Here is a 21084-nt window from a genome sequence, read left to right on the forward strand (position 1 = left end):
GCCGAACCCGAGCCGCTGCCAGGCGCGCCGTTGCTTACGGCGGTCAAACGTTATGCCGACAGCCAGGTGGGCAGTTTCGATGCGCAACAGGTGCGCGAGTACCAGGCTGACCTGAGTGCCGCTGCATTGAGTTCGATGCTGGAGGTGTTGCTCAAGGCCGGACTGTTCAGCGGCGAGCGGGCCGAACCGGACGCCGCCACAATCCTGCACGCCTTGCAGGCCGAGCCGCGCCACCATTGGCTGGTTCGTCGCTGGTTGGGCGCGCTGTGCGAGGCTGGTCTGCTGCACTACACCCACTCGCACTACCGCCTCGCGCAACCCGCGCCCAACCCGGCGCTGGCGTGGGGCCGGGTGGAACAAGCGGTCGCCTCGGGGCTGTGCAGCCAGGCGCTGCTCGACTACCAGCTCAACCATGTGTGGCAACTGCCGCAACTGCTCAAGGGCGAGGTCAACCCGTTCGACTTGCTGTTCCCCCAAGGCCAACTGGACGTGGCCTTGCAGTTGTACGGCGGGGATGCCGTGTCGCGCTACAACAACCACAGCATCGCGGCGCTGATCAACCGCCTGGCCACCCACCATCAAGGCGACGGCCCGCTGCGCATCCTCGAAATCGGCGCCGGTACCGGCGCCACCAGCGCGCCGGTTATCGGCTTGCTCGATGGGCTGGAAGTCGACTACCTGTTTACCGACATGACCGCGTTTTTCCTGCCGGCGGCCAAGCAGCGCTTTGCCGAGCACGCCTGGGTACGCTATGGCGTATTGGACATCGACCAGGACATCCGCCCCCAGGGTTTGGCCAGCAACAGCGTGGATATCGTGCTGTGTGCGGGCATGCTCAACAGCGTCAAGGACATCGACAACGCCCTCGGCCAGATCACCGAGTTGCTTAGCCCTGGTGGCTGGCTGGTATTCAGCGAGCCGTCCGGCGAATGGCCGCCGATCCTGCTGACCCAGGGCTTCATGATGACACCGGCGAATGGCGACCACGACCAGGGCCGCAGTGGCCTGCGCGACGCCGATATCTGGCAGGCGCGGGTCAAGGCCTTCGGTGGCGAATGCCTGCCTGCCCTGCCCCAGGCCGACCACCCGCTGGCCGCCCTCGGCATGCAGGTATTCGCTGCGCGCTTCAAGGCCGGCGTGCAGCGCCTGAATGTCGACAGCCTGCGCCGCGCCCTGGCCGAGCGCCTGCCGGACTACATGCTGCCAGCGCACCTGCAGGTACTCGACCGCTTGCCGCTGACCGCCAATGGCAAGGTCGATCGCAAGACCCTGGCCGGCTGGCGCCCTGCCGCCGACGCCCAGGCCTCCAGCAGCCAGGAAGCGCCGAGCGATCCGCTCAGCGCCGAGTTGTGCCGCGTATGGGCCGACGCCCTGGGGCTGGCGCAGATCGGCGTCGAGGACAGCTTCTATGAAAAAGGCGCCGACTCGCTGATCCTCGCCCGCGTCGCCGGCCAACTGCGTGAGCAACTGCCCCAGGCCCAACGCCTGAGCTACGACACCTTGCTGCGCCAGATGCTCAACGAGCCGAATGTCGCCGCCCTCGCGCGCCTGCTCAATCAGGGCGAAGCCACGCCGGCCACGGTTGCCGTCAGCGGTGAAGCGCAACGCTCGTCCAGCAGCAACGCGCTGGTGGTGCCGTTTGGCGGGGGTGACGTCGGCCCGGTCCGGGTGATGTTCCATGCCGCCCTCGGCACCCTCGATTATTTCCAGCACCTGGGCCGCGCCCTTGCCGACCAGCAGGCCGGTCCGGTGATTGGCTTTGCCGTGGCTGACACCGAACAGTACCTGGCGCTGGAGCCCAAGCGCCTGATCGAAAGTGTGGCCGAGGACTACGCCGAACGCTTGATTGCCGATGGCCATCAACGCTTCCAACTGATCGGCTACTGCCTCGGCGGGCTGCTGGCCACTGAGGTTGCCCGGCGCTTGCTCGAACGCGGCATGGAGGTGGTCGACCTGAGCCTGATCGACAGCATCCCGATGTTCATCGACACCGACGAAGAGCTGGCGTACGAGGCGATCTTCGTGCCCAACCTGAACCTGGACCCAGTGAAAACCGTGTTCGGCGCGCACATCGAAGACTACGACGTGTACCGCGCCATCGACCTGTTGATGGCCCGCGACAACCGCCGCGTACCCGCCGGGGCCATGGCGGCGCTGAGCGGCGATCCGGGGCTGGACGCGCTGGCGCTGGCGGTCCAACAGCAATCGGCGCGCAGCCAGGAGGAACGCCTGGCCGAATACGCACGCCTGGCCTCGGGCCAGGCCGGGGTGCCGATCGGTCCCGAACTGGTACCGACGCTGTTCCGTGTGTGCCGCCACAGCATGCGAGCGGCGCGGTTCGACCCGCTGCCGTTCCTCGGCAACATGACCTACCTGCGCTGCCTGGAGCAGCAATCGTTCGGCATCACCGGCGGCGTCGGGCATTTGGCCGCGCCGTTCTGGGAAGACGCGTGCCTGGGCCACTTCGAGCTGATCGACGTGCCTGGCAACCACTTCAGCGTGATCGAACCGCCTCACGTCCACACCGTCACTGCGCACCTGCTTGAGGCCCTTCGGAAAAACTCATGACCACCGCCTTGGATACCCTGAAACGCCCGGTCAACCGCTTGATTCGCCTCGGTGTGGCGTTCGCCGCCCTCGGCGCATTGGTCAACCTGGTGCCCTTTATCGGCCTCACCGAACTGGGCCGATTACTGTTGGCCGGCAGCGCCGACAGCAAGACCCTATGGCTGTGGGCCGCGCTGGTGGTGATCGCCCTGAGTGTGGGGTGGATGGCCAGTGGCGTGGCGCTGTGGTTGACCCATGTGGCTGACCACCGGCTGCAATCGAGCTTGCGCGAAGCCATGGTACGCAAGCTCGGGCGCGTGCCGTTGGGCTGGTACACCGACACCACCTCCGGCGCCGTGCGCAAGGTGGTGCAGGACGACCTCGAAGACCTGCACCACTTGGTCGCCCACCATGCGGTGGAGCTCACCGCAGCCATCGTCACGCCGCTGGCGGGCCTGCTGTGGCTGGCGACGTTGAACTGGCGGCTGGCGCTGCTCGCGGTGCTGACACTGCCCATCTACGCGGTGGCCTACGCCCTGATGATGCGCGGTTTTGGCGCCAAGATGCAGTTGCTGGACAAGAGCATGACCCGGGTCAGCGCGGCGATTGTCGAGTTCGTGCACGGCATTGCCGTGGTCAAGGCGTTCGGCCAGGTCGGGCAGGCGCATCGCAGCTATCAGCAGGCGGTCAACCAGTTCAGCGAGCAGTACGCCGGCTGGGTCAAGCCGCTGCTGCGCCTGGAAGCCTTTTCCTCGATGGCCTTGAGTGTACCGGTGATCCTGCTGGTGAGCCTGGGGGTGGGTTGCCTGTTACTGGCGCACGGTTGGATCACACCGCTGGAGCTGTTCGCCGAAACCCTGGTGGCGGTGGTCATCCCGCAATCGCTGCTGGTGATCAACCAGAGCCTCACAGCCCAGCGTACGGCCCTGGCGGCAGCCGGTCGCATCGAAGCGCTGCTGGACGTTGAGGAATTGCCTACGCCCAAGGCCTGCGTCCAACCCCAGGGCAGCGATATCCGCTTTGAACAGGTGCAGTTCGGCTACGACGCCGAGCACCTGATCCTCAAGGGCGTCGACCTGCACTGCCCGGCCGGCAGCGTGACCGCATTGGTCGGCGCGTCCGGCGCGGGCAAGTCGACCCTGGCCAAGCTGGTGCCGCGCTTTCATGACGTCAACGCCGGCCGCATCTGCGTGGGCGGCGCCGATGTGCGCGAGATCGACCCGCGCCAGTTGTATCAACACGTGGGTTTCGTGTTGCAGGACGCACAACTGGTGCACGGCACGGTCGCCGACAACCTGCGCCTGGGCCGCCCGGATGCCAGCGATGCAGAGGTCGAGGCGGCAGCACGCTCGGCGCAAATCCATGCGCGTATCCAGGCGCTGCCTCGGGGTTATCAATCGGTGATTGGCGAAGACGCGATCTTATCCGGGGGCGAGGCGCAGCGCGTGTCCATCGCCCGCACCCTGCTGGCCGACACGCCGGTGCTAATCCTCGATGAAGCCACCTCCCACGCCGATCCCGAGTCCGAAGCATTGATCCAGGATGCGCTGTCGGCCTTGGCACGGGGCCGCACGGTGCTGGTGATTGCCCATCGTCTGTCGAGCATCAGTGGCGTCGACCAGATCGTCGTTCTCGACCAGGGCCGCGTCCTGGAAAGCGGCCGCCATGAACACCTGCTGAACGCCAACGGCGCCTATGCCCGACTGTGGCGAGCCAGCACCGAAACCCCTGCCGTGGAGATGTCCCTATGATTCACAGCCTTGTGACCTTACTGGGCCCGGCCCATGCCCCGCGCCTCTACCGTTACCTGGCGTGGCTGGTGACCAGCGCCGTGCTGCAAGGCCTGGCCGTGGCGCTGCTGGTGCCGATCCTGCACGCGTTGTTCGCCGGCGACCTGCCCACGGCCAGCGCCTGGCTGGCAGGCCTGGCGGCCATGGTGGTGCTGACCTGCATCGCCCACTACCAGCAGGCCATGAAGGGCTTTGCCCTGGCCTTGCTGGTGCTGACAACCTTGCATGATCGCCTCGGCCAGCACCTGGTCAGCCTGCCGTTGGGCTGGTTCAACTCGGAAAAGGTCGGGCGCCTGTCACGCAGCGCTACCAGCGGCACGTTGATGGTCACCGGTTTGTTCGCCCATTACCTGGGGCCGGTAGTGTCCGGGGTGGTGGTGCCGGCCACCGTGGCGCTGACGCTGTTCGTGTTCGACTGGCGCCTGGGCCTGACGGCTGTGTTGTGTGCGCCGCTGATCTACTTCACCCATCACTGGTCAGCCGCCGCCATCGGCAGCAACGATGCGCGGGTGGAAGCCGCCGCGACCCTGGCCGGCAACCGGGTGGTGGAGTTCGCTCGCTACCAGCAGGTGCTGCGCGCATTTGGCCGCACCCAGGACGGCTACGCGCCCTTGCAGGCCGCCAATCAGGCGCAAAAGCTGGCCGGTGGTTCGATGCTGTCGCAGACCTTTCCCAAGCTGCTCGCCGGTGGTTTGACCGTGCAACTGGCCTTTGCGCTGCTGGTCGGCGTGGGCATTGCCATGGCGGCTCATGGTGAAATTGATGCGATCCAGTTGGTGGCCCTGCTCGCCCTGGCAGCACGGTTCGTGGGGCCATTGGCCGAAGCGGCAGCACGCAGCGGCCTGTTGCGCATGGCCGGCAACGACCTGGATCAATTGGTGAGTATCCTGCGTGAGCCGCCGTTGCCCGACCCCGCCGTCAGCCTGCCCCTGTCAGCGCCCGGCAGCCTGGCTTTCGAACACGTGAGCTTCGCCTACCCGAGTGGCCCGACGGTACTGCGCGACCTGACCTTCAGCGCCCCGGCGCATTCGATGACCGCGATTGTCGGCGCGTCGGGCTCGGGCAAGACCACCGTCACCCGCCTGTTGATGCGCTTTTTCGATACGACGGCGGGCAGCGTCAAGGTCGGCGGCGTGGACGTGCGCGAGCTGTCCAACGCGGCGCTGATGGCGCAACTGTCGCTGGTAATGCAGGACGTGTACCTGTTCGACGACAGCCTCGAAGCGAACATCCGCGTAGGCAGCCCGGACGCCAGTGCCCGCGACGTCGCCGAAGCGGCACGGCTGGCCGGTGTCGATGAAATCGTCGCCCGCCTGCCCCAAGGCTGGAACACACCGGTGGGCGAAGGTGGCGCATCGTTGTCCGGCGGTGAGCGCCAGCGCGTGTCCCTGGCGCGCGCCTTGCTCAAGCGTGCGCCCATCGTGCTGCTAGACGAAGCGACCGCCGCGCTCGACCCGCTCAACGAAGCCTTCGTACAGGCCGCGATTCAACGCCTGATGCAACACTCGACCGTGCTGGTGATCGCCCATCGTTTGCCGACCATCATGGCCGCCGACCAGATCCTGGTCCTGGACGAAGGTCGCCTGGTGGAGTCAGGCACCCACGCGCACCTGCTCAGCCTCAACGGTCGTTACGCCGGGTTCTGGCATGACCGTCAGCGCGCCGGTGGCTGGCGCCTGAATGCGCAGGCCAAGCCATGCTGATCGGGGTGCTGGGCGCCAGTGGCGACGTCGGCCTGGCCAGCGCACAGGCCTTGTTAAGCCTGGGCCTGCAGGACCTGCGACTGGGCGGGCGTGACGCGCACAACGGCGCGCGCTGCCTGGCGCTGCTCCAGCAACAATGGCCCGAAGCACGCCTGCAATGGACGGCCGTGGATTTCAACGACACGCCAGCCCTGGCCAGGTTCGCCCGTGGCTGCGACGTCTTGCTCAACTGCGCCGGCCCCGCCTGGCGCGTGGCGGACCGTGTCGCGCAGGCCGCTTTGAACGCCGATGCGCATTACGTCGACGCCGCGGGCGATATCCAGCTCGACCCGGCTTTATGGCGCGGGCGCAGCGCGGTGCTTGGTGCGGGCCTGCAACCGGGCCTTACCGGCCTGCTGCCACGCTGGCTGGCGATGCAGGGGTTCACACACGTGCAGGGGCTGAGCAGCTATTTTGGCCTGCGTGACCACTTCACGGCCGTCGCCGCCGACGACTTCCTGCAAGGGGCGGTAGACGGCTCCAGCGAGCCCTTGGCGGCCTGGCACAACGGCCGTTGCAGCCGCGCACTGCGACGCAGGCGCGACGTGCTGTTGCCGTGTTTCCCCGGGCCGGTGCATGTGCTGCCCTACTTGAACCGGGAAGGCGAACGCTTGGCCAGGGACCTGCGCCTGGAAACAGGCCAGTGGTTCAACGTGATGACCGACGGCCATGTACTCAAGGCGCTCGACCAGGCGCACAGCCTGCCGCGTGCCGAAGCGGTGCAACGCTTATGCGCGGCCAGCCAGTTGGACCTCAGTGGCCAGCCGCCCTTTGTCACGTTGTTGCTGCAACTCGATGGACTGCGCGACGGCCAGACGTGCACCCGCAGCCTGGTCGTCAACGGCGCGGGCAACGCGCCTCTGACCGGCGCCATGGCGGCAGTCACGGTGGTGAGTGTGCTCGAAGGCGAAATCCGCCCCGGCTGCCATGACGCCGCGTACGCGTTGCCGCCCGCCGCCAGCCTTGAGCGCCTGCAACGTGCTCAGGCGATCCGCGCGCTGACCCTGCTGGACCACCCGCTCGAACACCTGCAACACGCCGAAGAAGGTTGCCTATGAACACCGCCCTTAACGCACTGGAACAACTGAGCCTGGGCGTCATGGCCGACGTCCTCCTGCGTACCCAGGCCTTGCCGATGCAGGTGTGGCGAACCGCCGAACAGCTTAACCAATCGCTCGGCACCGCACCGCGCCACGCCTGGATTGTGCGGCGTTGGCTGGCAGCGTTGTCGCGTACCGCAGCCGTGCAGGTAGGCGGCGAGCGGTTGGCCTGGAATGGCACGCCGCCTCAAGCCGCCCTCGGCGATTTGCCAGGGTTGTATGCCGAGCTGGGTTTCCCGCCGAGCATGGCGCAACTCCATGCCCAGGTCATCGAGTGCCTGCCCGAGTTGCTGCGCGAACGCATCGCCCTGGCGCCGTTGCTGGTGCTCGCCGGGGACCCGGTGGCGGTACTCGGTGCGTATCAGCACAACCACTTTACCGCCGCGATCAACCAGGTGCTCGCGGCCCGTGCGCGGGAAACCCGCGCCGCCGACGACGTGTTGCAGGTGCTGGAGCTCGGCGGCGGTGCCGGCTGTACCACGCGTGCCGTACTGGCAGCCTTGGAGGACCGTGAAAAAGCTTATCGCTTCACTGATATCAGCTCACTGTTCACCGGCGTGGCTCGGCGCGAATTGCGCCTGGAGCCCGGTATGCAATTCGACCTGCTCGACCTGGACCGCGACTTCAGCGAGCAAGGAATCGCGCCCCGCAGCCAGCACTTGGTGATCGCCGGCAACGTGCTGCACAACGCCTGCGACCTGCCGCGCAGCCTGTCGCGAATCCGCGCCTGCCTGCGCGACGGCGGCACCTTGCTGTTCAGCGAATCCATCGCCGACAACCCGGCGATGCTGACCTTCATGCACCTGTTGCTCTCACCCCCAGCCGGCGCGCCGCTGCGGGTCATCGATGAGGTGTTCATGCCCCCCGACGCCTGGCGCCAGGCCTTGTACGTCGCAGGCTTTGAGTTGCTCGACGTATGGCCCGCCGCGACCGACCCGCTGGCCGCCGCCGGACAACGCCTGTTCCATGCCACCGGAGTTTCCCGATGAACGTCGACACCCTGTTGATCGACCTGCCCACTGCGCCTTGGCAACTGCCTGCGTTTACCGACCTGGGCGTTCATCAGTTGGCGCCCGCGCGGCTGCTGGCCTTGCTTGAGCGCCAGTGCCCCGCTGTGGTGATGATGAGCGCCGAGCAGTTGGAGCGCCTGCTGGATTTCCCCGCACTGGCCTTGAGTGATCTGAGCCACCTGCAACAGGTGCTGTTCGTCAGCCACCGCCCGGGTGACTGGCAGCTCGCGGAGCGTGCGGCGGCGCAACTCGATTGCCGCGTGCAAGGTTTCACGGAGCAATGGCTCGACTTGGCCAGCGTCAAGCTGGCGCATCAACGCTGGCGTGAGCGCGCTTTGGGCCATCCTCAAGTCAGTGCCGTTGCGCTGCACGGCCAGACGCTGTTCGTGGTGCCGCATCCTTGCCCGAGCAGGCCGGTGGACGATCAGCTGGCCGCAACCGAGGCCGCCCTCGACCAAGCCTTCGAACCCGCGCAACTGGTGGAGTCGGTGCGACTCAATGATCGACTGGGTCACGCCGCGCTCCTCTCCATGCTCAATGGGCTTGAGCAGTGTGGGTTGCTGCCGGCACCGCTCAATGACGTGGCCCACAGCTTGGCACGGGCGGGTATTGCCCCTGGCCACCGGCCGTTGATCGCGCGCTGGCTGGATGTGCTGCAAGCCCAAGGCCTGTTGCGACGCGTCGCCGATCGATTGCTACCCACCCTCGACGCGAATGCCTGGAGCGATATCGCCCTGGAAGGTATTTGGGCGCAGTTGAGCGTGGACTGGGCGCGCAATACCGGCGGCAACGGCACCCTCGACTACGCGCGGGAGAATGCGCGGCAGTTGCCGTCGTTGATGCGTGGCGAGTCTGCGGCAGTGCACCTGTTGTTTCCCGAAGGCCGCACCGAACGCGCGGCGGCGCTGTATCGCGAGAGCCTCGCAGCGCAATACCAACACCGCGCCGTCGCGCACTGGATCGGCGCCTGGGCCGCACGCCAGCCGGCCGATGTGCCGCTGCGCGTGCTGGAAGTCGGCGCCGGCACCGGGTCCACCACCCAAGCGGTGTTGCCCGTCTTGGCGAATGCCAGCGTGGACTATCTGTGCACCGACGTGTCGCGCTACTTCAGCGAGCAAACTGCCGAGCGGCTCAAGGACTGGCCATGGGTGCGTCACGGCGTGTTCGATATCGATCGCCCGGCCCTGGCCCAGGGTTATCCCAGCCAGAGCTGGGACTTGATCGTCGCCGGGGGCGTGCTGAATGCCGCCCGCGACACCGAGCACTCCCTGGCCACCCTGCTCGCTTTGCTCAAGCCGGGTGGCTGGCTGGTGTTCAGCGAACCGACCCAGGAGGAGTTCTGGGTGATGGCTTCCCAGGCTTTCATGCTCAACCAGGCCAGCGACGAACGCCAGCTCAGCAGCGCCACCTTCCTCGACCTGTCGCAGTGGCAAAGCGCATTGGCGCGAGCCGGATTCCACGGCAACCGCAGCCTGCCCGTCGCCACACACCCGCTGGCGCGCCTGGGCCATCGCGTATTCGTGGCCCAGGTCCCGGCCGAACGCCTGAGCCGCACCGCACTGGTGGCCCACCTGGAAGACCCCGAATTGCAGCTTGAGCTGCTCGACCATTTGCCCGACCTCAGCACTGCCAAGGACTTGCCATGACCCCGCTGGCCTACCCGTTCAACCGCTTCACCGACCTCAAGCTGGCGGAACCCTATCGCCATGCCCAGCAGGCACCGGGGCTGTTGCGCATCCAAATGCCCATCGGCGCCCCGGCCTGGCTTGCCACTCGCTATGACGATGTGCGCCTGGTACTCGGCGACCGGCGCTTCAGCCGCAGCGAGGCGTTTCGTCGCGACGATAGCCCGCGTGCCTTCCCACGCATCGCCGGCGGCATCGTGATGATGGACCCGCCGCAACTCACGCGGATTCGCTCGCGCGCCGCCCAGGCTTTCACCCGTCGCCGCGTCGAAGCCCTGCGCCCCCACGCCCGCGACTACGCCCATCAGTTGATCGACCGCATGCTCGCCGCCGGCCCGCCGGCTGATCTGGTCAACGACTACGCCCTGCCGTTGCCCCTGGCGCTGATCTGCGAACTGCTGGGTGTGCCGGTGCAGGACCGTGACCGTTTCAAGGTGTGGAACGACTCCCTGCTGTCGACCCGCCCTGAAGACGCGGATCAGACTCAGCGTCATCTGGGCAAGCTGGCCGCATACATCAAAAACCTGGTGGCCGAACGTCGACGCGAACCACGCGATGACTTCATGACCGCCCTGACCCAAGCCGACGAAAAAGGCGAGTCCCTCAACGAGGAGCAATTGCTGCTGTTGTGCATTGCGATCCTGGTCGCCGGTTACGAAGGCAGTGCCTCGCAGATCCCCAACTTTATCCAGGTGCTGCTGGACAACCCCGCGCAGTGGCAACAGCTCAAGGCCGATCCCGAGCAGATACCGCAGGCGGTCGAAGAGCTGCTGCGCTACATCCCGCTGGCCTCGGCGGCGATGTTTGTGCACTACGCGCTGGAAGACATTCAGGTCGGTGAAACCCTGGTGCGCCAGGGCGACGCGGTGTTCGCCTCGATCGGCGCCGCCAACCATGACCCGGCCCGCTTTGAAAACCCACAGGCGCTGGACCTGCAACGGGATGCCAGCGGCCATTTCGGCTTTGGCCACGGCCTGCATCACTGCATCGGCTCAGCCCTGGCGCGGGTCGAATTGCAGGAGGCGCTGCACGCCCTGGTGGTGCGCCTGCCCAGCCTGCAGCGCTGCGGCGACGTGCAATGGAAAACCGCCACATTCTTTCGCGGCGCCCACTGCCTGCCGGTGACCTGGTCATGAGCCGCCCGACTGCACGTAAACGCGTGATCGTCGCCGGCACTGCATTTGGCCGTATCTACCTGCAAGCGGTAGCACGCGCCCAGGCCGACTATGAACTGGTGGGCATCCTGTCACGCGGCAATGCTTACTCGCGCGCCTGCGCCGCGCACTATGGCGTGCCGTTGTACGAGGCTGTCGAGCAAGTGCCGGACGACGTCGACATCGCCTGCGTGGTGGTGCGCTCCGGCGCCACCGGCGGCGCCGGCAGCGAGCTGGCCCAGCACCTGCTGCGACGCGGCATCCACGTGCTGCAGGAACACCCGGTGCACCACCGCGAAATCGCGGCGTGCATGCAGGCCGCGCGTCAAGGCCAGGCAGCCTACGCGGTGAACACGCTGTACCCGAACATCCTCGCGATCCGGCGTTTTCTGGCGGTGGCCGGGTACCTGCGCGAGCAGCAAGGGCTGGCGTACATCGACGCGGCCTGCAACAGCCAGGTGGCTTACCCGCTGCTGGACATTCTCGGGCGCCTGGCCGGTGGCCTGCGGCCCTGGGTGTTCGCGGCGCCAGCCGCCGGGGTCGGGGCGCAGCCTTTCACGCGGCTCAACGCGAGTTTCAACGGTGTGCCAATCAGCCTGCGCATCCAGAACCAGGTGCACCCCCAGGACCCGGACAACCATTCCTTCCTGTTGCATCGCCTCGAAGTGGGCTGCGAAGCCGGCGTGCTGAGCCTGGGCGACACCCATGGCCCGGTGCTGTGGAACCCGCGCCTGCATGCCCCACGGGATAACACCGACCGCCTGATCATGGCCGGCCCCGGCAGCGAACGCCTGGCCGGGCCGACGATGGTGGTGCTCGACCCGCAGCTCCCCGCGAGCTACCACCAGGTGTTCAACCAGCTCTGGCCCGACGCGGTCAGCCTTGCGCTGGGTGAACTGTGCCGCGACATCGACGACCCCACACGCCGCCTGCGCAGCGGCGTGTGGGCGACCGAGGTGTCCATGGCCTGGCGCGAAATGAACGGCCTGATCGGCATGCCTGAACTGATCGAGCCACCGGTGCCGCGTTCGCTGCCACAGGCCGAACTCCACGCGCGTGCCGACGCCGTGCAACCCCCTTGCGGTGACGACACCGCCCGACTGCTGGGAGCCCTGCCGTTTTGAACACTGCTCAACCCTCTTCCGCCTGCAGCCATGTGCTGCTGTGGGTGCGTGACTTGCACCAGGCCGTGGCGAATTTTCGTGCCGCCGGCTTCGAGGTCACTTACGCCACCGCCGAAGCCAGCGCGCAACACGCACACATCTGGTTCAGCCAGGGGCCGATCATCGAACTGTTGACCACGCCGCGTCATGCCTGGCTGTTCAAGTGGCCCATCGACTGCCTGGCCGGCCGGGGGGCCGGGCGACGCATGTTGCGTTGGGCCGCGCAGGGCGAAGGTTTCTGCGACCTGGCCCTGCTGTGCGAAGACCCGGCCCTGGCGCCTCGCCTCAAGGGCCTGGCGGCTTGCGGCGTGAGCATGGGACGTACGGTGAACTGGCGGCGCACCTGCGCCGATGGCAGCCAGACGCGCTTTCGTTTCGTGTACCCGCGCCATGATCGCTTGCCCTTCCTGGTCACGCCCTACTCACCGTCCCAGCACCCGGCGCACAGGGTCCACCCGAATGGCGCTACCGGGTTGGCCGCGATTCACTTGGGCGTACACCCCGACGATCACACCGCCCTTCACCTGCTGGCCGGCGATGACCCGCTGCTGCGCCTGCAACCGGCCACGCACACCGGCGTACAGGCGGTACAAATCACCGGCCTTGCGCACCCGCTGAATCTGCACGGGGCCCAGTTGCTGGGCTGCCCGACTGCCCAAGGAGATTGCCATGCTTGATGGATGCACTGATTGGCCCGACGACTTTATTCGCCGCTACCGCGAGCAAGGCTACTGGCGCGGCGCGCCTCTTGGCGAACTGCTGCGCTCGCAGTCCCGGCGCACACCAAACAAGGAGGCGCTGGTAGACGGCTCGCGGCGCTGGAGCTACGCCGAGCTCGACTATGAGGCTGACCGCCTGGCCGCCGGCCTTGCCGAACACGGGCTGGTGGCGGGCCAGCGGGTGTTGGTGCAGTTGCCGAATATCGCCGAGTTCTTCAGCCTGACCTTCGCGCTGCTGCGCCTGGGCGTGATCCCGGTGTTTGCGCTGCCGGCCCATCGCGAACATGAACTGGCACACCTGGCGCACCTCAGCCAGGCAGTCGCCTATGTAATTGTCGATCAGCATCTGGGCTTCGACTATCGCCCGTTGGCGCGCACGTTGCTTGAGCAAGTACCGAGCCTGCAACAGGTGTGGGTGGTCGGTGCCGCCGAGGAATTCGTGCCGCTGGCGCAGTGCGTGGCCAGCCCGCGTGAATGGCCTGCGCCAGATTCGCGGGAGGTGGCAGTGCTGCTGTTGTCTGGCGGCACCACCGGCCTGCCCAAACTGATCCCGCGCACCCATGACGACTACGCGTGCAATGCGCGCCTGGCGGCCCAGGCGTGTGGGTTCGATGCCGATACCCGATACCTCGCCGCACTGCCGGTGGCGCACAACTTCCCCCTCGCCTCTCCCGGTGCTTTGGGCGTGTTCAGTATCGGCGCCACCCTGGTTCTGGCGCCGGAACCGAGCCCGGACACCGCCTTTGAGCTGATCGAACGCGAACGCATCACCCACACCGCCCTGATCCCACCGCTGGTGTTGCTGTGGCTGGAAGTCGCGCAATGGTCCGATAACGACCTGGGCAGCCTGCAATGGCTGCAGGTCGGCGGCGCCCGGCTCAAGGCCGAGATCGCCGCACGCATCCGCCCGGTCTTGGGCTGCGGCCTGCAACAGGTGTATGGCATGGCAGAGGGTTTGCTGTGCTTCACGCCACTGGATGATCCGCAGGCGCGGGTGTTCGACACCCAGGGACTGCCGCTGACCGCCGACGACGAGATCCGCATCGTCGACGCCGACGACCAGCCGGTCGCCCCCGGCACCGTCGGTGAATTGCTGGTGCGTGGGCCCTACACCATCCGCGGCTATTACAACGCCGCCGAGCAGAACCAGCGCGCGTTTACCGCCGACGGTTTTTACCGCAGCGGCGACCTGGTGCGGCGCCTGCCCGAGGGGCATTTGATTGTCGAGGGTCGCAGCAAGGATGTGATCAATCGCGGGGGCGAGAAAATCCCCGTGGAAGAGATCGAGAACCTGCTGCTCGGCCACCCGCTGATTCGCGATGTGGCACTGGTGGCGCTGGCCGACGAGTTGCTCGGCGAGCGCAGTTGCGCCTGTGTGCTGGCCCATGGCGAGCGGGTTGACCTCGCCTCGATCAACGCCTGGCTGCGCGAACGAGGGCTGGCCGCCTACAAGTTGCCGGATCGCTTGCAGGTGCTGCGCGAGTTCCCGTTGACGCGCCTCGGCAAGGTCAACCGCAAGGCCTTGGCAGAACAGGTGCTGGCGCTATGAGCGGCGCTGCATCGCCATGGCTGCGTGTGCTGCGAGAAAGCCAACAGGCGCGGGCACGCCTAGTGTGCCTGGCCCATGCCGGGGGCAGCGCGAGTTTTTTCCGTCCGTGGCTGGCGCACCTGCCGGGGGATATCGACCTGCTGGCCGTGCAATCTCCGGGACGTGAAGAGCGTTTCAACGAAACGCATATCCCCTGCCTGGACAGGCTCGCCGAACACATTGCCGCAGCACTGCAAACGTTGCCCGCCCGGCCCTTGCTGCTGTTCGGCCACAGCATGGGCGCCGCCCTCGCCTACGCCGTGGGAGTGTGCCTGCAAGCGGCAGGCTATGGCGCCGCCCATGTGTTCGTCTCGGGTCACGCGCCGCCACACCGGCAACCAGACAGTGACCTGCACCGCCAGGACGACGCCGCACTGATCGCCGACATCCTGCGCCAGGACGCCGACGCCGCCGGCCTGTGGGCCAATCCCCAACTGCGTGCGTTGTTCCTGCCAACCCTGCGCAGCGACTACCAGGCCATCGAAACCTGGCGCCCCCAGCAGCTTACCCGCTTGTCGGCACCACTCGACGTGCTGCTGGCCCGCGATGACGCCGAAGTCAGCCTTGAGCAGGCCCGTGCCTGGGCTGACCTCAGCGACCACACCCCGGATATCCGCCTGTTCGACGGCGACCACTTTTACCTCAAGCATCAGCCGCGACCGGTGATCCATCACCTGTTGCAACGCACTGCCTACCTACAGGGAGACTCGGTATGAAAACCCCGGAACACTGCACTGGCCTTTCGGACATTCGTGAAGCCATCGACAGCCTCGACCAGCAGATCATCGAGGCCCTCGGCCTGCGCATGCAGTACGTCAAGGCCGCCTCCGCGTTCAAGCCCGACCTGGCCAGCATCGCCGCCCCGGAACGTGTCGCGGCGATGTTGCCGCAGCGCCGGCAATGGGCGCAGACGGCCGGGCTGGACGCAGAGTTTATCGAGGGGCTGTTCAACCAGATCATCCACTGGTACATCGCCGAGCAGACCGCCTTCTGGTTGCAGAAAAAGAGCAAGGTGGTATGAACCTGGACGCGTTGCTCAAGGTATTCCAGGCCGCACACCAGCGTGCGGTGGCGTATCAACGGCCCGTCATCGCCGTTTCTTCACACCCCGCGCCGACGCTGGAGGCCCTGGCCCTTTACGAAGCCCACCGGCAGGGTTTCTTCTGGCGCGCGCATTCGCCAGACCTGACACTGTTCGGCGTGGGCTGCGCCTGGCAGATCGAGGCCGGCGGCCCCCAGCGCATGCTCGACGTCGACCGGCAATGGTTCGCCCTGTGCGCCGACGCGGTGATCGACGGGCCCAAGGCACCCTTACTGCTGGGCGGCATGCGCTTTGATGAACAGCGGCCGTGCGCACCGCACTGGGCCGCCTTCGCTGACGCCAGTTTTCATCTGTCGCATTGGCTGCTCAGCGAAGACGCCGACGGCCGCTGGCTGCGCTGCCAGCAAGTGGTCGAACCCGACAGCGACCCGCAGGCATTGGCCCGCGACAGCATCGCGGCCTATGCGCAACTGCTCAACCCGCCCGCCGCGACGGCCACAGCGCCGGACGTCATCGAACGCAACGCGCTGCCCTCACACCAGTGGCAGAGGAAGGTTGAAACGGCGTTGCAGGCCATTTCAGGCGGCGCCTTGAACAAAGTGGTGTTGGCGCGGCATATCGAGTACCAACTGGACACGCCCCTGGACAGTGGTGCGGTGATGCAGCGTTTGCACGCACGGGGTAACGCATCCCACCTGTTCGCGCTGCACCGTGGCGAGCATTGCTTCATGGGCGCTACCCCCGAACGACTGCTCAGTTGCCAGGAGGGTCGCCTGACCACCCATGCCCTCGCAGGCAGCGCGCGACGAGGCACTACTGCCGACGAGGATCACGTTATCGGTGAACGGCTACTGGCCGACCCCAAGGAACAACATGAACACCGACTGGTAGTGCAGACCATCACCCAAGCCCTGGATGGCAAGGTACGCGACCTCCAGGCTGCGTCATCCCCCCACCTGCTGAAGCTCGCCAACGTGCAGCACCTGAGCACACCGATCATGGCGCAACTCAACCCGGACAAGCGTTTGCTGGACGGCATCCACGCGCTGCATCCAACGCCAGCGGTGGGTGGATTGCCAAGTGCGACCGCCATGGATTTTATCCGCCGCCACGAAGGTTTCGACCGGGGTTGGTACGCGGCGCCGGTGGGTTGGTTGGACTCACAGGGCAATGGAGATTTCCTGGTCGCTCTGCGCTCGGCGCTGATGACCCCACGACACTGTCATTTGTTCGCGGGGTGCGGGATTGTCGAGGGCTCTCAGCCTGCCGGGGAGTATGAGGAAACCCAGATCAAGCTTGCCAGCATGGAGCAGGCATTGTTGCTCTCTCCACAGGAGTCAGCGCTTCGATAATCGTCCCGCGCGCTCAATACGTCGGCGCGGGTGCTGCATCGATCTTCACGCGCAGCAGGCTGTAGGGCTTCTGCCGCAAGTCCTTGCCTGCATGAAAAATCGCCTGGCGATGCAACTGGTTGGCCATGAAGTACAGATAGCCGTCCGGGCCGATCGAGAACGTGTCAGGCCAGAGCACCCGAGGGTCATGCACGATAGTTTGCCACTGGCCGTCCGCGAGGCGCTTGCGCACGCTGTTGTTTTCATAATCACCGGCATAAAGCGCCCCTGATGCGTCGGCCTCCAGCCCATCGGACGCGCCTTTTTCTTCGCCAAGGTCCTTGACCGCTTCGGCGAGTTGCGCCTCAGTGATCGATGCATCACGCAGCAGTACGGTGGGCACTGAATATAGGTGCCGGCTCGACAATGGGCAGAAATACAAAGTCTGGCCATCCGCCGACAGTGCAATGCCATCGGACGCCACGGCAAAGGGTTGTGAGCTGCCGTCGGGTTTGCGGACTTTGAGGATTTCACCTTCGACCTTGGGCACGAAACGCGTATCGACTGAGGTCGATGCCGCGCCGCTGAGCCGGCGCAACGCCGTGCCGCTGGCAATGTCCATGACGATGATTGCGCCAGGGCCGCTGAGGGACGAGTCCGTGAGGTAGATCACGCCTTCGTCGCCCACACGAAAATCAAAGCGCATGTCGTTGACGTAGGTGCTGGGCAGCATGACGTTTTCAGGGAAGACCAGCGTCTTCACCACCTTATTAGTGGCCAGGTCAACCGCGACCAGCTTCGCGCCACCGGGCTGCGGCGCCGAGAACCCAGGGGCTGCGGTATCGAGAATCCAGAGCCGCCCGCGTCCGTCCGCCACGACGCTTTGAACACTGATAAAACCTTTGGCCGGATCCTTGGGGTTGGCCTGGTTCATGGCCAGGTCGGGGTAAGGCACCACCTTGCCATTACGCAGCTCTGCAACGGTAAAAGGCACGTTGTCGCCCCAGCGCGGAAAGTTGACAAAGAGGCGCCCTGTCTCAGTGACCGTCACGCCGGTGGGCATGGCGTCATGGAAGGCGAATACCGGCTCGATAACGCCCTGGTGCTGTTCACTGGGCAATGCGGCATGGGCGACCTGGCTGCCGAGGGCAATTGTTGTCGCGAGGAAAAAACAGGCGAGTGGACGTTTTACGTGCATGGCGGTGCTCCAAGCCCTGTTGGTCAGGCCAGTGGGCTTCGGTTGGACAGGATGGACGGAATTACCCAGCGACTGTCGATAACAGTTTCATCAAAATGAAGAGAATGCGATCAGGGTCGCTTGAGTCGATCAGGGCATTGATCACAGAACTGGGAGGACATACCGACAGGCCTGAAGTGGAGGCGCCACAGCTTGAAAAGAACGGCGTCGACGCGCTTGGCAATCGTGATAAGCGTAGTGAGTGACATGATAGATATCCGCTGCTGGGGTTAGAGGTGTGACCAGCGTAACGAACTGCGTACCGCGATAGCAGTCTGTGAAAACGGATACACTTTCAATACTAAATTGAAAATCACCAGAGACTTCCGCTCTGTCTAAATTGCCAGGAGTGGCAGCGAGAGCCTCGCACTAAATAAAAATATGTGATGTTATGCACCATAATAATGCCTATTTATAATAATTAGCTTATTCCAAAAAAGACTTTCACTCAGGTTTTTTATAGGATTATCTTCGTTTCACAGACCGACCCCATACCTGGCGGAGGACGTATTCCCTAGCCCCCAGGTTGCCTACATGCCAGACATCGCACTCCCCACCGCCCTTAACAAATTTCACCTGTCACTCTTGGCCAGCTCCATGCTGATGGCAGCGGCGCCCGCCTTCGCCGAAGACGCCAAGCTCGACACCGTGACCGTGATCTCCACGGGTCTGCGTGGCCAGGAGCGCACAGTGGCCGACAGCCCGGCGCCCATCGATGTGATTAACAGCGACCAGTTGCTCAAGACCGGTCGCGCCGAGCTGTCCGAGGCGATTGCCAAGCTGCTGCCGTCGTTCAACTTCGGCACGAACATCGCCGGCTATAACTCGGTGACACGGCCCCTGAGCAACCGCAGCCTCGGCCCGGCCTACACGCTGGTGCTGGTCAACGGCAAGCGCCGCCACAACGGCGCCACCGGCCAACGCGGTTCGATCGATAACAGCGGTGCGAATGCGGTGGACATCGACCTGATCCCGGTCAGCGCGGTGGACCATATCGAAGTGCTCAAAGACAGCGCTGCCGCACAGTACGGCTCCGACGCAGTGGCGGGTGTGATCAATATCATCCTCAAGAACACCAAGAGCGGCGGCCACCTGGAAACCAGCTACGGCCAGCTGTATTCCGGCCAGGGCGAGACCATCAAGGTCGCGGGTGACCAAGGCTTCGAACTGGGCCAGGGCGGCTTCTTCCACTTCTCGGCTGACGCGCGCAAACGCGGCAGTGCTTCCTGGAACGACAAAGCCGACCGCAGCGTGCGGGCATTCAGTGACCCGGCCAAGGAAGCGGCCTGGGACCGTGTCGCGATCAAGAATGGCGATCCGGATCTCAAGGCCTTCAACCTGGCCTACAACGCCGAACTGCCGCTGGAAGACCTGACGCTGTATTCGTTCTCTACCTACGGCGAACGCGATGCCGAGGCCGCCAACTATTTCCGCCTGCCGACCGGCACCGCCGCAGTCCCTGAGGTATTCCCGGACGGCTACTTCCCGCTCAACAACATCAAGGACCGAGACTACCAGCTGCTGTTCGGCGGCAAGGGCCTGGTGGCCGACTGGAACTGGGACTTGAGCACCACCTACGGACGCAATAACGTGCACCACTCCAGCGACCTCAATATCAACCCGTCGCTGGGCACGGCGTCCCCCACCAAGTTCGACAACCTGGCGACCTTTCGCTTCGAGCAATGGGTCAACAACCTGGATTTCACCCGCCGCTACGACAGTTTGTTCAACCTGACGCCGCCAGTGCAGGTGTCGGCGGGCCTGGAGCATCGTTGGGAACATTTCAGTACCTTCGCCGGCGACCGCGAGGCCTATATCACCGGCACCTACCCCGCCGCTTCCGGCGCGCAGGCCGCAGTAACGATTCGCCCTGAAGACGAAGTGAGCCTGATCCGCAATAACTACGCGGGCTACCTGGACCTGGGCTTCGACCTGACCGAGCGCTGGTTTCTCGACGTCGCTGGCCGCGTCGAACATTACGACGATGACTCGGGCAACACGTTCGGCCTGAAACTGAATTCGCGCTACGAATTGACCGACACCGTGGCGGTGCGCGGCACCGTCGGCACCGGCTTCCGTGCACCGTCCCTGACCCAGATCGGCTACACCGTGGCCGACAACCGGGTGGCGACCGACGTGAACGGTAACGTGGTGCCGGCGGTAACCCGCCTGACGCCGTCCGGCAGCAACCTGGCCAAGGCCCTCGGTGGTGATGACCTCAAGCCGGAGAAATCGCGCAACCTGGGGCTGGGCCTGACCTGGCAACCGGCGCCACGCACCAGCATCACCGCCGATGCCTACCTGATCGACATCGACGACCGCATCGCCCTGACCAGCAACATTTATGACCGTGGCAATGGCGCGATCAATGCCATCCTCGCCGCCCAGGGCGTGCCCACTGGAACCTGGGTCAACTACTACACCAATGCCTTCGACACCCGCACCAAGGGTCTGGACGTGGTCGCCGACCACACCACGCCGCTGGATGCCTGGGGTGATGTGCGCTGGAGCCTGGGGTTCAACTGGAACAAGACCACCATCGAAGGCACCCGCGACACGCCCAGTGCGCTGGCCGGTTCAGGCGTGACCCTGGTGGGCCGTGACCGTGAAGGCGACCTGACCGACGCGTCACCCAAGACCAAATGGATCCTGGGCGCAAACTGGAAGGTCGAGGACCTGGCGGTCAATCTGCAAACTGCCCGTTACGGCGCGGTCAAGACACTGGCGGTCAACCCGAGCGGCGACCGCAGCTTCGGCGCCAAATGGATCACCGACCTGGACATCAGCTACACCTTCGTCGACAGCCTCACCGTCAGCATCGGCGGTACCAACATCTTCGACGTGCGCCCCGACAAACACGCGGTGTACAGCAACCTCGGCCTGGCCGCCTACGGCAACCCGCCGTTCTACCCCGGCGGCGGCTACTGGTACACCAAGCTCGCCTATGACTTCTGATCCAAACGCCACCTGAGGGCA

15 protein-coding genes are annotated in these 21084 nt (G+C 65.4%); 14 read left to right on the plus strand and 1 reads right to left on the minus strand.

Annotation, left to right across the window (positions count from 1 at the left end; genetic code table 11):
- The 13 genes from H096_RS19985 to H096_RS20045 all read left to right on the plus strand — a co-directional run.
- Positions 1-2568: thioesterase domain-containing protein (locus tag H096_RS19985; protein ID WP_033901135.1), on the plus strand; the 2568-nt coding region annotated here is incomplete at its 5' end.
- Positions 2565-4298: an ABC transporter ATP-binding protein gene (locus tag H096_RS19990; RefSeq protein WP_033901136.1), complete on the plus strand. Its 1734-nt coding sequence runs from the start codon at positions 2565-2567 to the stop codon at positions 4296-4298. The genes H096_RS19985 and H096_RS19990, both read left to right, overlap by 4 nt.
- Positions 4295-6040: an ABC transporter ATP-binding protein gene (locus H096_RS19995; protein ID WP_033901137.1), complete on the plus strand. Its 1746-nt coding sequence runs from the start codon at positions 4295-4297 to the stop codon at positions 6038-6040. The genes H096_RS19990 and H096_RS19995 overlap by 4 nt, the downstream gene beginning before the upstream one ends.
- Positions 6034-7137: a saccharopine dehydrogenase NADP-binding domain-containing protein gene (locus H096_RS20000; protein ID WP_033901138.1), complete on the plus strand. Its 1104-nt coding sequence runs from the start codon at positions 6034-6036 to the stop codon at positions 7135-7137. The genes H096_RS19995 and H096_RS20000 overlap by 7 nt, the downstream gene beginning before the upstream one ends.
- Entirely contained in the window at positions 7134-8168 is a 1035-nt protein-coding gene (locus H096_RS20005; RefSeq protein WP_033901139.1) for a class I SAM-dependent methyltransferase, read from the plus strand. The genes H096_RS20000 and H096_RS20005 overlap by 4 nt, the downstream gene beginning before the upstream one ends.
- The gene (locus tag H096_RS20010; protein WP_033901140.1) at positions 8165-9835 is read left to right on the plus strand and encodes a class I SAM-dependent methyltransferase; all 1671 of its coding nucleotides are present in this window, start codon (positions 8165-8167) and stop codon (positions 9833-9835) included. The genes H096_RS20005 and H096_RS20010 overlap by 4 nt, the downstream gene beginning before the upstream one ends.
- Entirely contained in the window at positions 9832-11010 is a 1179-nt protein-coding gene (locus H096_RS20015) for a cytochrome P450 (RefSeq protein ID WP_033901141.1), read from the plus strand. The genes H096_RS20010 and H096_RS20015 overlap by 4 nt, the downstream gene beginning before the upstream one ends.
- Positions 11007-12152: a Gfo/Idh/MocA family oxidoreductase gene (locus H096_RS20020; protein WP_033901142.1), complete on the plus strand. Its 1146-nt coding sequence runs from the start codon at positions 11007-11009 to the stop codon at positions 12150-12152. Before H096_RS20015 ends, H096_RS20020 begins: the two co-directional genes overlap by 4 nt.
- Positions 12149-12868 carry a VOC family protein gene (locus tag H096_RS20025; RefSeq protein WP_033901143.1) on the plus strand — a complete coding sequence of 240 codons (720 nt, stop codon included), beginning with the start codon at positions 12149-12151 and terminating at the stop codon, positions 12866-12868. Before H096_RS20020 ends, H096_RS20025 begins: the two co-directional genes overlap by 4 nt.
- The gene (locus H096_RS20030; RefSeq protein WP_033901144.1) at positions 12861-14459 is read left to right on the plus strand and encodes an AMP-binding protein; all 1599 of its coding nucleotides are present in this window, start codon (positions 12861-12863) and stop codon (positions 14457-14459) included. Before H096_RS20025 ends, H096_RS20030 begins: the two co-directional genes overlap by 8 nt.
- A complete protein-coding gene (locus H096_RS20035; RefSeq protein WP_033901145.1) occupies positions 14456-15214 on the plus strand; it encodes an alpha/beta fold hydrolase in 759 nt (252 codons plus the stop codon). Before H096_RS20030 ends, H096_RS20035 begins: the two co-directional genes overlap by 4 nt.
- Positions 15211-15519: an isochorismate lyase gene (locus tag H096_RS20040; RefSeq protein ID WP_033901146.1), complete on the plus strand. Its 309-nt coding sequence runs from the start codon at positions 15211-15213 to the stop codon at positions 15517-15519. Before H096_RS20035 ends, H096_RS20040 begins: the two co-directional genes overlap by 4 nt.
- Positions 15516-16892 carry an isochorismate synthase gene (locus H096_RS20045; protein WP_033901147.1) on the plus strand — a complete coding sequence of 459 codons (1377 nt, stop codon included), beginning with the start codon at positions 15516-15518 and terminating at the stop codon, positions 16890-16892. The genes H096_RS20040 and H096_RS20045 overlap by 4 nt, the downstream gene beginning before the upstream one ends.
- Before the next feature lie 13 nt (positions 16893-16905).
- Here the strand turns inward: H096_RS20045 and H096_RS20050 are convergent, their stop codons facing one another.
- Positions 16906-18069 carry an L-dopachrome tautomerase-related protein gene (locus tag H096_RS20050; RefSeq protein WP_033901148.1) on the minus strand — a complete coding sequence of 388 codons (1164 nt, stop codon included), beginning with the start codon at positions 18067-18069 and terminating at the stop codon, positions 16906-16908.
- Between the two features lie 636 nt (positions 18070-18705).
- Here H096_RS20050 and H096_RS20055 point away from each other — a divergent pair.
- Positions 18706-21063, plus strand: coding sequence for a TonB-dependent receptor (locus tag H096_RS20055; protein ID WP_241495519.1), 2358 nt, complete (start codon positions 18706-18708; stop codon positions 21061-21063).
- The last annotated feature ends 21 nt before the right edge of the window (positions 21064-21084 follow it).

This window comes from Pseudomonas sp. FH1 (genome assembly GCF_000510895.2).
Classification (GTDB): Bacteria; Pseudomonadota; Gammaproteobacteria; order Pseudomonadales; family Pseudomonadaceae; genus Aquipseudomonas; species Aquipseudomonas azotoformans_A.

Excerpts from the sequence above, each read along its gene's own strand:
- H096_RS19990 (WP_033901136.1), top strand. The coding sequence starts at position 2,565 with ATGACCACCGCCTTGGATACCCTGAAACGCCCGGTCAACCGCTTGATT.
- H096_RS19995 (WP_033901137.1), top strand. The coding sequence starts at position 4,295 with ATGATTCACAGCCTTGTGACCTTACTGGGCCCGGCCCATGCCCCGCGC.
- H096_RS20000 (WP_033901138.1), top strand. The coding sequence starts at position 6,034 with ATGCTGATCGGGGTGCTGGGCGCCAGTGGCGACGTCGGCCTGGCCAGC.
- H096_RS20005 (WP_033901139.1), top strand. The coding sequence starts at position 7,134 with ATGAACACCGCCCTTAACGCACTGGAACAACTGAGCCTGGGCGTCATG.
- H096_RS20010 (WP_033901140.1), top strand. The coding sequence starts at position 8,165 with ATGAACGTCGACACCCTGTTGATCGACCTGCCCACTGCGCCTTGGCAA.
- H096_RS20015 (WP_033901141.1), top strand. The coding sequence starts at position 9,832 with ATGACCCCGCTGGCCTACCCGTTCAACCGCTTCACCGACCTCAAGCTG.
- H096_RS20020 (WP_033901142.1), top strand. The coding sequence starts at position 11,007 with ATGAGCCGCCCGACTGCACGTAAACGCGTGATCGTCGCCGGCACTGCA.
- H096_RS20030 (WP_033901144.1), top strand. The coding sequence starts at position 12,861 with ATGCTTGATGGATGCACTGATTGGCCCGACGACTTTATTCGCCGCTAC.
- H096_RS20035 (WP_033901145.1), top strand. The coding sequence starts at position 14,456 with ATGAGCGGCGCTGCATCGCCATGGCTGCGTGTGCTGCGAGAAAGCCAA.
- H096_RS20040 (WP_033901146.1), top strand. The coding sequence starts at position 15,211 with ATGAAAACCCCGGAACACTGCACTGGCCTTTCGGACATTCGTGAAGCC.
- H096_RS20045 (WP_033901147.1), top strand. The coding sequence starts at position 15,516 with ATGAACCTGGACGCGTTGCTCAAGGTATTCCAGGCCGCACACCAGCGT.
- H096_RS20050 (WP_033901148.1), bottom strand. The coding sequence starts at position 18,069 with ATGCACGTAAAACGTCCACTCGCCTGTTTTTTCCTCGCGACAACAATT.
- H096_RS20055 (WP_241495519.1), top strand. The coding sequence starts at position 18,706 with ATGCTGATGGCAGCGGCGCCCGCCTTCGCCGAAGACGCCAAGCTCGAC.